The organism is Oribacterium sp. oral taxon 102, assembly GCF_013394775.1.
Classification (GTDB): Bacteria; Bacillota; Clostridia; order Lachnospirales; family Lachnospiraceae; genus Oribacterium.
In genome coordinates, this window is sequence record NZ_JABXYT010000001.1 from 1,858,023 (window position 1) to 1,871,360 (window position 13,338).

The following is a 13,338-nucleotide window of genomic DNA, read 5'->3' on the forward strand; positions in this document are numbered from 1 at the left end:
TCCTATCGCCTACATATCTATACTACCGGTGGTGCCGAGGCTTTCGGCATGGGAATTACTTCTGTGCTCCCTCGACGCTGAGCCCGCCGGCGACCTCCGCGATCCGCTTCACCACAGAGCTGATCTTCTCATTCACCGCGTTGCTGTTGTCCGAGAGGCGTCCTACCTCGTCCGCAACCACGCCGAAGCCCTTGCCATGCTCTCCGGCTCTCGCCGCCTCGATATTGGCATTCAGCGCCAGAATCTTCTGCCGGCTCTGTATGCTCTTCAAGTCGTTGGTGCTCTTGCGGATCTCCTTCACCAGCGCCTGCGTCTCCGCGATTCCGGAGGACAGCCGTTCTACCACGCTCTGGTAGTTTTTCGCGGTATAGATCCCCTGCAGGAGTCCGTTCAGTGCGTCGGACAGAAAGGTCTTCGCCCTCGCAAAGCGCTCCTCAGAGCAAAGCTCCGACTGCCGCAGCGCCTCTCCGAAGCCGTATTCCTCCGCGCCGGCATTCCTCGCCGCCTGTAAAAGCTCGCTCTCCCAGCCGTGCTCTCTTCTCCCGACCGCAGCTGTGCCGAGCTTCTGCCCACCTACAAGGATATCGAAGCTATTGCCCACGGCATTCTCCAGAAAAGCCTGCGCATTGACATTCTCCGCGGCATATACCACTCTCTCATCCGTACCCAGCACCACTGCCTGAAAGCCGGTCACGAGCTCCCAGCCGCGCACCAGCTCCTCGATCTGCCCTTTCTCCACCAAATCCTGCATTTTCAGCGCCATATATCCTGCCCTTCCTATTCTTTAAAACTGCGGTCTGTTCCTCGGAGCCCGCAAGTCACATAGACTCCTGCTGCCATATTATTCTATCGACCGCTTCCCGGCAGATTATAATAGTCTGTCCCCCTCTTCCCGAAAAACATTATGTGTTGCGGCAGGTGAGCTGTCCGGAGGCTCCGGACTCGGACTCTCCCTTCGTTCCAGCCTTCCGTCCTCCATCTCACAAATCGCATCGGCAATCCGGATCGTAGATGGTCTGTGCGACACCAGAACCACCGTTCTTTCCCTTTCCTCTCGGACAGCGCGGAGGATCACCGCCTCGTTCAGACTGTCGATATTGCTGGTGGGCTCATCCAGCAGCAGCAGCGGCGACGCATGCAGAAATGCTCTCGCCAGACCGATTCGCTGCTTTTCTCCCTCCGAGAGCCGACTTCCCAGCTCGCCGACATTGGTGGCATAGCCCTCCGGCAATCCGAGGATAAACGCATGGATCGATGCCTTTTCCGCCGCTGCCTCTACCTCCTCGCGGCTCGCTTCCGGTCTGGCGATGCGAATGTTGTTTTCAATGCTGTCGTGAAACAGCATTGTCTCCTGCGTAAGATACGACTCCATCCCGCGAAGCCAAGCTGTATTGATCTCCCTGATATCTGTCTCCGAGATCTCCAGCCTTCCGCTGTCCCTGTCCCAGAAGCGCATCAGGAGCTTCAGCAGCGTGGATTTTCCGCAGCCGGATTTTCCAACGATTCCCAGAATCTCCCCCTGCTTTATGTCGAGATCCACCTGCCGAAGCACAGGGGCGTCTCCATAGGAAAAGCAGAGATCCCTGAGCTCTGCGCCCGTAAAATCCGGATACCCCCCTGCCGTCTGCTCCCTGACCACCGGTTCCTCCTCAAGAAGCTTCAGCACCCGTCTTCCCGAGGCGATAGTTCTGCTAAGCCCTGTTCCGAGCCGGGAAACCGCCGTCACCGCACCAAAGGAGGAAAACAGCGTCACAAAGCCGAGCAGCAGTCCCGCGAAGCCGATCCTTCCCGCCTTCAGAAGATGCAGTCCATACAGGAGCTGCAGCAGCGTAAAGCCGTAAATCAGGCTTCCGTTCACTGCACTCCCGCGTCCCTCCTGTACCGCCAGCTTCTCCTCATTTTTCCCCATGGAGCACCGCAGCTCCCGGAAACGCCTGAGCCGCCGTTCCCCGTCCCCGTACTGGATACTCTGCCGGATGCCCCGGAGAGATTCCAGAAAGAAGGAATTGATTTCCGCGAATTTTTCATTGAAGCCATCCCCCTCTCTCTCTGCCCGGGCGGAGAGCAGCCTCGGCAGGAGGACGCCCACCGAAAGATAGGCAAGCGCCGCGAGCATACCGAAGCCCGGCGCGATCTGCGCCTGAAAGAGCGTCAGCGCAAGGCTGAGAATTATCGCAATGCAGACCGGCGAGATGGTGTGCGCATAGAAGACCTCCAGAAGCTCAATATCTCTCGTAATCAGTGTCAGGATATCCCCCCTATCCCTCCCCTCCAGTCTGGCAGGTCCCAGCCTCCGAAGCGCAAGAAAGATCCGATCTCTGAGGATCGCCAGAATCCGAAACGCGATATAATGATTCGTCTCCTGCTCGACATAACGGAAAATCCCACGGCTCACCGCGCAGAAGAGGATTCCGGCGTAAACCCATCGCAGCTCCGCCCGCATGAGCTGAAGCTGCGTAAGCAGCGCACAGGTTCCCAGCACCGGGATCAGCAGCGCCGCCAGCTGTCCCAGCACTCCCATAAAAACCGCCAGAAGCATGAAGAGAAGCAGAGGCTTCACCAAAACGATCAGCCTGCACATCACATGCACCGCAGAATACCTCTTCATTGTCCGCTCCTCCTGTAGCTTTCCAGCTCCGCCTGCTTTTCCCAGAGCCCGGCATATATCCCGCCTGCCCGAAGCAGCGCCTCGTGTGTTCCCTCCTCCATGAGCCGCCCCTCCTCCATGACGAAGATTCGATCCGCCTCTGCCACATTGGCGAGACGGTGAGAAATGAGCAGGACGGTTTTTTCTCCCGCAAGCTCGTGAAGCACAGACAGCACCGCCTCCTCGCTCTCCACGTCGACGTTGCTGGTCGCCTCGTCAAAAATATAGATCTCCGATTCATGGAGCAGAGCTCTTGCCAGCGCTATCCGCTGTCTCTGCCCTCCGGAGAGGTTCGAGCCGCCCTCTGCGAGCACCCAGTCCAGCCGCTCCGCAAACTCCGGGAGCCGCACCCGCTTCAATACCCGCTTCATCTCCTCCGAAGAGGCATCCTGCTTCCCTATTTTCAGATTTTCCCCAATCGTTCCCTTGAAGATATAATTTTGCATGCCGAGAAGCGTGATTTTCTCTCTGACGAAACGCCGATCCAGCGTCCGGAGCTCTGTCCTGCCGAGGCAGAGTGTCCCCTGATACCCCGGCTCATGTCCCGCGAGGAGCGCCGCCGCTGTGGATTTTCCACAGCCGCTCCTGCCCACCAGCGCGGCGAAGCTCCCCTTAGGGATTTCCAATGTCAGATCACGAACCGCTTCCTTCCCGTCCGGATAAGAAAAGCTGAGCCCCCGCGCCGATATATCAAAGCTTTCACATCGAAGCCCGGAATCCGCAGGCACCGCCTCCTCCAGCAGCCGGAAAATCCGCTCGCTGGCGGCGATCCCGTTCATCGCGACATGGAAATAGCTGCCCAGCATCCGAAGCGGGAGAAAAAACTCTGCGCTGAGCAGCAGGATCATCGCCGCGCCGGAGAAGCCAATCTCTCCGGCGGCATAGCTCCGCACCGCCAGAATTGTCCCGATGCCTGCGCCGCCATAGGCGATCAGATCCATGACCGCAATGGAATTCAGCTGCATCATCAGCATTCTCATCGTCGCTTTCCGGAAGCGCTCCGCCTCCAGATTCATCTGTCTGTGCCGTTCCTCATCCGCCTGATAGATCTTCAGCGTCGTGAAGCCCTGCAGATTCTCCAGGAATCGGTCGGAGAGCCGCAGATACTGCCCCCAGTATCCCTTTACGATTCGTCCGGCAAGCTTCTGAACCGCGATGATAGAGAGCGGAATCAACGGGACACAGAGCAGGAGGAGCAGCGCCACCCTCGGCTGTATCCTGAAAACCACGAAAAACAGGGTCAATGCGGACAGCATGGCGTAGAACAGCTGCGGCAGGTAGGCGGAAAAATAGCTCTCCAGCTGCTCTACGCCGTCTATGGCATTCTGCAAAAGCTCTGCAGAGCTCGTCTCCCCGCCGGCGCGTTCGCCGATCTCGAGAAGCTTCCTGTAAATACGGTCACGGAGCAGATTCTTGATTTCCCGAGAAGCAAGGAAGCCCTCCCGGGCAGCCCCTTCCGCACAGCAGTGCCGCAGGCAGCCTGCTCCCAGCGAAAGCAGGAGAAATAACACAAGCTCCCTCTTCCCCGCCCTTTGCTCCCGCAGCATACACAGAAAGGAAGTGAGATTCCACAGGAAGAGAATGCCCGCCGCAAGGGATATCCACTGAAAAAGAACTTTCTTCCCTACATGCTTCATGGAGCCCGGCGCCATGCGGATCAGCCTTAGCTTAATCATCGTTTCCTCCGTCTATACTGTCAGGACGAAGGCTCCCTCCTCCGTCCTGCACAGCTTCAGTTTGACCCCGTAGATCCGCTGAATCAGCGTCTCGTCCATGACACTGTCCGCGGCGCCTCCGGCGAGCAGCGTTCCGCGGGGAGACATGGCGATGATTTCATCACTGTAGCGCATCGCCTGATTGATATCATGCAGCACCATGACAATGGTGATCCCGAAGGCTCTGTTGATGCGCCGGATCAGGCGGAGGATTTCCAGCTGATAGCGGATATCCAGATAGGTCGTAGGCTCGTCCAGCAGCAGGATGTCCGTATCCTGTGCCAGCGCCATCGAGAGAAATGCCCGCTGCTTCTGCCCGCCGGACAGCCTCTCTACAGGGCGATCTCTGAGCGGATATACGCCCGTGATTTTCATGGCGTTCGCCACCCGCCTCTCCTCCTCTTCTCTCCCCGCATGCCCCCGCAGCATATCCCGGTACGGTGTCCTCCCGTATCTTACCAGCTGGTGCACGGTCATATCCGGCGGGGCGGCATTGTGCTGATGCACAATTGCTACATTCCTCGCGAAGTCCCGAAGCGGGATCTCCTCGAGGTTCCTGCCCTTACAGTAAATATTCCCCAGAACCGGCTTCAGATTTTTCGTCAGCAGATGAAAAAGCGTGGACTTGCCGCAGCCGTTCGCCCCCATCAGCGTCGTAATCTTTCCCCTCTTGATCCGGAAGCAAAGATCCCGAAGCACCGTAGCGGAACTGTCATATGCAAAGGACAGATGCTCTGCCACGAAGGCATCGCCCCTTTCCTCGACTTTTCTCTTTTCTCTCCTACTTTCCACGCAGCGCCTCGCTTCTTCTCAACAATAGAATGAAGACCGGTCCTCCCGCCAGAGACATTATTACCGCCGGACTGACCTCATAGGGATAGGCGATCATCCGTCCGGCAGTATCGGCGAAGAGGAAGAGGAATGCGCCCAGCAGTATCGTGAAGGGGATCAGGACTCTGTGCCCGTTTCCCACGAACAGTCTCCCGATATGCGGCACCAGCAGCCCCAGAAAACCGATGACTCCGACAACCGCGCTGACGCTCGCCGCCAGCAGTACCGCAATCAGACTGATCAGGAAGCGCAGCAGATTCACCTCGATGCCGAGGCTGCGCACGGTTTTGTCCTGAAACGCCAGCAGATCGCAGTAAGGAGAGGCGAGCAGCGCGAGCAGCAGTCCCGGAAGCAGGTAGCAGAGGAGACAATTTACATCCGTCCATGTCTTCATGCTGATGTTCCCGCTTATAATGGCTGCCGCGCCGCTCTGCGCCGCTCCCGTCATGGTATTCAGGCACTGGGAAAGCGCCGTGAACACAGCCTGCACCGCAATCCCCACCAGAAGGATTCGGAGCGGGGAAAGTCCATGCTTCCAGGAAAGGCTGTACACCAGAAAGAAGCATAGCTCCCCGGCGAGCAGGCAAAACAGCGGAATGTAGGAAAACAGCATCGGAAAGAAGTGGAGCACTGCCGATGCCGTGAACGCCGCCGCGCTGGAAATCCCGATCAGACCCGGATCCGCCAGCGGATTTTTCAGCACCGCCTGAAACAGTACGCCGGATACCGCCATCGCTGCGCCTGCCAGAAGCGCCACCAGAATCCGCGGGAAGCGCAGATCCCAGATCATATTAAACTGCTCGTTCTTCGTCGAAAACAGCCCCCGCAGCAGCGTTCCCACATCGATGGAAATGCTCCCTGTCCGAATAGAGAGGAGCAGCATGAAAAACAGTCCCGCCGACACCGCGAGGAACGCCAGTATTATCCTCATATGCTTCCTATGATTCTCATTTTTCATATGATACGTTTCTCATCCTCTGCGCCCGATCTCCCTCATTCTCCGCCGTAAAATATCGTATCAAGATACGCTTCCGCCTCCTGATAATTGAATTTCGCACTCATGCCGAAGCATTCGCTCGGCAGATCATACACCCGGTTTTCCTTCACCGCGCGGAAATGCCGCCAGATATCGTTTTCCCGGAATTCCTGATCAAACATCTGCATCACCTCCTCCGGCATGGCGTGCGCCGTCCTGAGAATCACGTCGGGGTCCCGCTTCAGCATATCCTCGGTATTCCCATTCAGAAAGTCCTTGTCCGTGCCACTGTAGACGTTTCTCCCTCCTGCAAGCTCCACCAGACTGCCGCAGTAGGAATTCTCCGTGGCGATCACATAGGCGCCGGGAAGCCCCATCAGAATCAAAACGCTGGGCCCCTCCTTCCCGATATGACTCTGCCGGAATCTCTGATAAAACTGACGGAACTCCGTGAGAAGCTGCTCCGCCTCCTGCTCTCTGTGAAAAAGCGTCCCCATCTCCTCTACCGATTTATACATGGAGGGGACGCTTTTCAGATTTAGGAAGAGGTATTTTACGCCTATTTTTTCATACTTCTCCTGCAAATCCTGCCGGAGCGTCAGTGGACTCAGCACATAGTCCGGCGCGAGATCCGCGAGAATCTCCGGATCCGGAGACATAGGCGCTCCCACTCTCCTAAGTCCCTGATACCGCTCCGGCAGTGTGAACTGATTGCTCTCCGGCACCCCGACGAGAGGCAGATCCAGCTTATCGCAGATCTCCACGATCGACATGCTGGTGGCTGCCAGCCTCGGTTCTCCCCCGTCCACTCCCGCAGAAGCAGCCGTGCCGTCTCCGGGAGCCGGCGCCGCGGAGCGCCGTGCCCCGCAGGAAAGGAGCAGAAACCCCAGAAAAAGAGCGGCAGCCCCTGCACAGAAGCGCCGCGCCGCCCTCTCTCCCTTCCGTTCTCTCACCCTGCTCCGCATGCTCTCCGCTCCTTTTTCCCTCTCTGCTTCCCTGTCTCTGCAGAATGCTCCGTCCTCGCTTCCGGCAGAGGCGCCTCCTCATTCGAAAGCAGCTCTATCTCGTCCTCCGGCCAGAAATCCTCCTTAGATGCCGCCTCCGAATCCGCATCCTCTGCTTGTTCCGGATCCGCCTTGAAGTCATAGTCGTCTGTAAAGGCTTCCAGAAGCTCCGGATCCTCCGCATCCAGAGCCTCTACGTCCAGATCCAGAATGGAGCTTCTTTTCAGGCCTTCCGCCATCCTTCCTCTCCTCTCCTTTCTGCTGTCATAGAGGAAACGAAGTGAGAAATAAAATGCGATCAGAAGGATACCGGAGAGAAGATTCGCCGCCAGAACAAATAAAAAAATGGTTCCCGCAAAATCCTCCTCCAGAGAGAGACGGGCTTCTCCTGCCGCGCCGCCCTCCTGCTGCTCCGCAGAAGACGCGCCGTAAGCCCTCGTTGTCTCAGGCCCTGCGACGATTCCTTCCGCCGTTTCGAGCAGCTCATCCGCAGTCAGCGGAAGGGAGGGCATCGCTTCGGGATTTTCACCGTTCTCCGCGGCGGAAGCCTCCGCATAGCCGTCTTCCGGCATAGCCGCCTCCGAGACGTTCTCTGCTGCGGGCAGAGGAACGGCTTCCGCCCCGCCTGCGGCGGTCTCCTCCGCGTGACTGATCAGAGAGGGAAAGGAGGTGGCATTTCCCGGGACAAAATCGGTTCCATAGATATAAAATACCACATTTCTGCCCATGGGCTCCACAAAGAGCCGCGCTCGGAGCACAGTCTCCTTGGAAACTGTCCGGATCCGATAGTCTGCCACATTGTCGCCATCAAAGAATCGCTCGCTGCTCGTCTCCGCGAAGCCATTTCCCGTATCCACATCGAAGCGGAAGCTGCTGATGCTGTCGCTCATACCAAACGCGACGCTTAAAAAGCGTTCCTCCCCCACCTCCTCATAGTACGCCTTATCTCCCATGATCCTCTGCACCATGGACTGGCCCAGCGCCTCGCTTGCCTCTCCGCCGGCATCCTCGATCACACCGGTGAGAGGATGCCGGTAGCTCCCGTGTATGTTCATCGTAAAGTCTGCGGCAAAGGAAGGAAGCCCGAAGGCTGCACCGAAAATGCAGAGCAGCAGTAAAACGATGATTCCCCTGTTTTTTCTCCGCAGCGCTTCCCTCAGCAGTTCCCTCATTTCATCCTTCCTCTGCTTCCGGCTTCTGCAGAATCTCCGCTGTGCCTGCTGCGCCTCCGCAAAAATTTCCACCGCCGTATCTTCTTCCTTTCCATCACAGAAATTTCCTTTTCAGACCATAACCCACGCCGGAGCTGATGAAGAGGAGGCTTATGCTGATCAGCCTTTTCAGCAGCGCCCTTTCTCTCTGCAATTCGGGGAGGTGTAGCCCCTCCCTCCCGGAAGCGTTCCCCGCTTCCTTCCGCTCCTCCGCAGGACTTCTGTATGCACGAAGCTTCTCCGGCCCTGCGGTGGCTCCGCTCTCCGAGGCATTCGCGGCAGACAGAGCTTGCGCCGCCTGCTTCATCACAGGCTTACCGGCTGAAAAACGCCGGACTTCCGGACGCACAACACCCGCGCTCGCAGCTGCCGGAATCGCGCTGCCTCCGCCCTCCGAGGCATTCGCACGGTCGATGCCTGCTACTCTCGCGGAATTTTTCGTGCTTCCGCCCTTCAGGTTCTCCAGAAATACGGAGACCGTCATTTCCCTGTCCTGTCCCGCCTTCACCTGCATTCGCAGACGCAGCTTCCCGGATCTTGACGCATTCACTGCCTCGCCGGGCAGCTCCGCCTGCATTTTCCCGCTTTTATAGTCTCCTGTCTCCGGGATATTTCCCTCCGTTTTCTGATATTTCCGGATCAGCGACGAATCGGAGGTATCGATAGAAGCCTCGTATTCCTGTCCCTCGTAGAGGAAGTATGCTTCGGAAAAGGCGGTGCCCTCCTCGGAAAAGGCAGGCACCGGATCGATGAAGTACAGTGTCAGCGAGACGCTGTCTCCATCCGGCAGAATATCCGCCTTATGAGAGAACAGCGCATGAAGCGCGCTTTTCTTTTTTTTGTTTTTCCCCTCCGCAAGGGTAAGATCAGAAATATACGCCTTATCTTCCAGCACAATAGAGCTGGTTTTTTTCGTCTCCGACTTTCCCTTTTCAATGTCATCCAGCACCACACGAAATTTCTGCGTAGACTTCATCACCGCATTGACATATGCCTCGCACTGCAGGTCTCCGTTGACAGAATCCCGGATCGCCGCATTGGGGAGCGTTACCGTCACGACGCTGGTCTCATAATCCCCCTCCGCATCAATGAAGCCGTCCGCCTGTGAGAAATGCTTAATAAGCTTCCTTCCGCCTCCTACCTTTGCCTTGTAGCTCTTTCCATTATAAAGAAAACGAACGTTCTTGAGCGGCGTCCCGTATTCCGGATAGCTGGGAACCGGATCGATGATATACATCGTAAGCTTCGTATTCTCCTCCCCCACATCCAGATCCGCTTTTTCGAAGAAAAGCGGCTCGCACATGCTCTTCTCCTCGAAATCATCATTCCTTCTCAGGGACATTCTGGCATAATATTTCCCGGTCTCCTCCAGCTTCTCTCCCTTTTGCCCCGGCTTCTTTTCCGGCTTCTGCGGATCCTTTTTGTCGGGTTTCCCCGTGCCGGGGTCCTCCCCTGTTTTTCCTCCCTCCTTCGGGACATATTCTATTTCAAACAGGATCGTTCCCATGTACTCGCCTGCCTTGGCTTTCCGTACATCCTCTCTCCGGATCAGCAGGCTGGAATCTATCACAACTCTGGAATCCAGCTCAGTACTTCTCAGCTTTTTCGTCCCAAAACGATTCTCGAAGGGAATGCCGCAGGCGCTGTCCTCTTCATGATACAGCACGCCCTCCCGCGCGGAGCTGATTCGCAGATAGCCCTCCTCTCCATCCGTCATTTCTGCCGATATGGAATAGCGAAGCTCCGTATCCAGATCCGTGCGCAGTGTACCGGCGACAATTTCCGAGGGAATGATCACCGTAAAGTCCGCTTCGTTTCCCGTCGGAATCGTCGCAGAGATATCCATGGGCTCCTGCACCGCTTCCTCCTCCGGCATCCTCCCGGCGGCATCCATGCTCTCCCGCAAAACAGAGCTGCTCGCTACAGCATTTTTCTCCTCGCCGTCCTTTGCGGCTTCATTTCCTTCCGGGAGCCCGCCGTTGCCGGCCCCCTCATCCTTCGCAGGCTGCTCCCTCTCTCCGGTTTTCCCATCCTCTGCAGGCTGCTCTCCCTCCACGTCCTTATTTTCCTGTACAGCGGCACAGTCATTCTGCGATACAGCTTCTTCCGCCAGCGCAATCGCCGGCACCGCGGAGAAACAGATCTGCATGGCTGCGGTCAGTATGGCAATCGTGCGAAATCCTCTTTTCATTTTCTCTCTCCCATGCTCCCGCCGAAGCCTGTCCGCGGATCTGAAGCAGGCTTCACCGCCCCGATTCTGAGACGGGGCGGCACGAAAGACAGATACCGTGTGATGTGCTTTATCACTTGAAGTTTATTTCGTGAGATACTCGATATGGAATACGGTGGTTCCGGTATAGTCTCCCGGCTTCTTATTCTTCAGCTCCTTCGCCAAAACGGAAAGGGTCGCAGATTCCGTCCCGGACTGCCGGAATTCTCTGGTTCCGAAGCTATTGGTAAAGGCGATGCTGCTGCCGCCTGCCTTCAGGTCGCCCTTCTCCGCCGCGCTGATCTTCACATAGCCGTCATCATTTCCCGCCTCGATATCGACCTTCACATCGTAGTTCTTCTCATTGTCCTGCTTCAGATCCAGCTCTCCCATGGAGATCGCTTCCGGAATGGTGACGGTATAGGCAGACGGTGTCGCCGCCACTGTTGCCCTCACCGTGAGGCTTCTGTTGTTTTTATCCTCCGTCTGTCCGCTCTCTCCGCCGCTTCCCTCTGCAGCCTTGACCAGCGTCAGATCCTCCAGCTTCATATCAAAGCTCACGTTGGAATGCATCACTACACCGACGTAGGCCGATACCGGAAGCACTGTTTCCTCCAGCGCCGCCTTCGGAACGGTAAAGCTCACGATCTCCGTCGAAATCTCCTCCCCCTCTGTCGTCCCAAACATCGACACGGTTTTCTTCATGGGCTTCAGGGGTTTCGTCTCCAGATCCAGCTCCGCCTCATAGCTCTGCCCCTGATAGCTCAGCTTCACGTCCTTTACCGTCCCGTCCGCCCCGTCTGTCGGAAATCCCGGAACCGGAAATGCCACATAGCTGCGGATCACCGCGTCATTTCCGGATATGGTCACATCCGCCTTCTCCACAAACAAAGGGTCGCACATACTGGGACTTGTCTTCCCCTTTTGAAGCATGGTGAGCTTCGCCGTATACGCTCCGTCCACGCGGCCCACCTGCTCCGCGAAGGACGGGATCGTCATATTTCCTGCCAGCAGCGCCGCTGCCACTACCGTTGCCAAGATCTTCTTCAGCTTCATTTCAACCTCCTATGCCGCTCTCAATATACAGTTCAGTTTCGCACCGTTTTTACCGCTGTAGCTCCCATCCATGGAAAGCGTTTCGTACTCCAGCAGCAGTCTGTAATCTCCTGCCTCCAGCGCCCTGTTCAGCTCGATCTCATAGAGATGCTGTCCAGGCTTCAGCAGCTTGGATGCATAGATTTCCTCCCCGGTATCGCTGAGTGTGAGCTTCACCTTGAAGTACACCTCATTCTCCTCCGGATTATACAGATCCACCGACACATTCTTTGTTCCTGCCGGAACCATAATGACAGAGTAGCCCGGAATCCGGATCCCCCTGTCCGCGTCACCCTCGGAGGATACCTTCGTCTGCTCCTCTTCAAACTGCGGAGCCGTTGTTTCCGCTTCCGCTGACCAGCTCCTCCTGCTTCCGGACATACTGTAGGCGCCGGTAGCCAGCAGTGCCAGAAGGAGCAGCAGGATGATCCCATTCTGCAAGGATGGCTTCTTATGGAAACCGTCTGGTGTTTTTCTGTTTGAGTCTGCCATAAGCTTCTCGCTTTCTTTTGGTTAGAAGAAACTAACTAAGCAGTTAGAATTATAGGAGCTCCCCGCTCCCTGCGTCAATCAGACAGTTGTTGCGCTTCCGCAACCATTGTCATAGGCTTTTCTCTATTTTTATCCAAATTTTACAATTTATGGCTGAATAAAGCATGTTTTATATTTCACATGCAGTCTTTTCCTGTTTTGCACACCCGCAACAGCGATGCACATACTTCGTAATATTCGTATTGCAAATGCCGCGCTGCGCTTCACTCCGGCGGTGCGGCAGGGCAGCACACAGTGCCGATGACACTGAAAATCCGGCAGAGCCTTACAGGATCAGCAGAAGAGACACTCTGCTCTCCGGCATGTGCATTTCCGCCACAGTACTCCTGATGCAGAGCTCCGCTACAGCATGGCAGCTACAATCTGAAATGCTGATTATATGAAATATTTCAAAGGGAATGAAAAACTCATTTCCCGTCCTGACAGCGTCATAGGAAAGCTCCTCCTTCACATAGCGAAGGCTCCTTGCCTCTCCTGCCATATAGCTTCCCGTCTCCCGGCTCCTGCACTGGATGGACAGCGCGCTCAGCACTACGGTTCCGTCGCTCCCGTGAACCTTCAGCCGGAGGGGATGCACGAAGCCCTCATTTGCCATGGAAACATGGAAGCCGGGCTGCTCCCCATATTTATAAAATACAAAGTCCAGCTGATATTCTCCGTCCGGCAGCGCCCTGCAGAGCTGATAGCTGCTGGGAAAGGGCGTTTTGTGCATCTGCCGACTGGCGCTGTAAAGCAAGGTCTGTGCGGACAGCTTTTCCAGCAGCTCCTCCGAGCAGCCCAGATAAAGCGCCTCCGCGTCCTCCTCCGCATTCTGTGCGGAAACGGCATATAGCCTGCACCATTCGTCTGCGATTTTCTTTCCCCGCGCGAGCCGCGTCGCTATCTGCCTTCCATGCTCTGTAAGATACATCCGCTTTTCACGATCCTTGCGCAGCAGCCCCTGCTCCTCGCACCAATCCGCGGCTCTGCTGATCGTGGACTTCGCCACATTGTGCTGTGCTGCCATATAGCTTATGCTCCGGCAGTGTTCATCAATTTCTATCAGGCTCATCAGCAGCCTTGCCTTCACAGGCGTCAATTTCTCCATTTTTCTCCACA

General features: G+C 56.4%; 11 protein-coding genes. All 11 read right to left on the bottom strand.

From position 1 onward, the window contains the following. Positions 1-55 precede the first annotated feature (55 nt). Entirely contained in the window at positions 56-763 is a 708-nt protein-coding gene (locus HW273_RS08380; RefSeq protein WP_179011440.1) for a methyl-accepting chemotaxis protein, read from the bottom strand. Between the two features lie 105 nt (positions 764-868). Then, on the bottom strand, positions 869-2,608 hold the full coding sequence (locus HW273_RS08385) for an amino acid ABC transporter ATP-binding/permease protein (protein ID WP_179011442.1): 1,740 nt from the start codon (positions 2,606-2,608) through the stop codon (positions 869-871). Beyond that, a complete protein-coding gene (locus HW273_RS08390; RefSeq protein ID WP_179011444.1) occupies positions 2,605-4,323 on the bottom strand; it encodes an ABC transporter ATP-binding protein/permease in 1,719 nt (572 codons plus the stop codon). The genes HW273_RS08385 and HW273_RS08390 overlap by 4 nt, the downstream gene beginning before the upstream one ends. 12 nt (positions 4,324-4,335) lie before the next feature. Continuing rightward, complete coding sequence (locus tag HW273_RS08395) at positions 4,336-5,154, bottom strand: ABC transporter ATP-binding protein (protein ID WP_330603979.1); 819 nt, start codon at positions 5,152-5,154, stop codon at positions 4,336-4,338. Continuing rightward, a complete protein-coding gene (locus HW273_RS08400; RefSeq protein WP_243206772.1) occupies positions 5,144-6,124 on the bottom strand; it encodes a FecCD family ABC transporter permease in 981 nt (326 codons plus the stop codon). Before HW273_RS08400 ends, HW273_RS08395 begins: the two co-directional genes overlap by 11 nt. A gap of 62 nt (positions 6,125-6,186) precedes the next feature. After that, positions 6,187-7,134 (bottom strand): heme ABC transporter substrate-binding protein IsdE, encoded by a 948-nt coding sequence (gene isdE, locus HW273_RS08405; protein ID WP_179011448.1) that lies wholly within the window; start codon positions 7,132-7,134, stop codon positions 6,187-6,189. Continuing rightward, positions 7,119-8,345 (bottom strand): heme-binding Shp domain-containing protein, encoded by a 1,227-nt coding sequence (locus tag HW273_RS08410; protein ID WP_179011450.1) that lies wholly within the window; start codon positions 8,343-8,345, stop codon positions 7,119-7,121. The genes isdE and HW273_RS08410 overlap by 16 nt, the downstream gene beginning before the upstream one ends. Positions 8,346-8,439: 94 nt before the next feature. Continuing rightward, on the bottom strand, positions 8,440-10,575 hold the full coding sequence (locus HW273_RS08415; protein WP_179011452.1) for a hypothetical protein: 2,136 nt from the start codon (positions 10,573-10,575) through the stop codon (positions 8,440-8,442). A 123-nt stretch (positions 10,576-10,698) separates the two neighbouring features. Then, complete coding sequence (locus tag HW273_RS08420; protein ID WP_179011454.1) at positions 10,699-11,649, bottom strand: hypothetical protein; 951 nt, start codon at positions 11,647-11,649, stop codon at positions 10,699-10,701. A gap of 9 nt (positions 11,650-11,658) precedes the next feature. Then, positions 11,659-12,180, bottom strand: coding sequence for a hypothetical protein (locus HW273_RS08425; protein WP_179011456.1), 522 nt, complete (start codon positions 12,178-12,180; stop codon positions 11,659-11,661). 325 nt (positions 12,181-12,505) lie between these two features. Next, positions 12,506-13,327: a hypothetical protein gene (locus HW273_RS08430; RefSeq protein ID WP_179011458.1), complete on the bottom strand. Its 822-nt coding sequence runs from the start codon at positions 13,325-13,327 to the stop codon at positions 12,506-12,508. Positions 13,328-13,338: the final 11 nt, after the last annotated feature.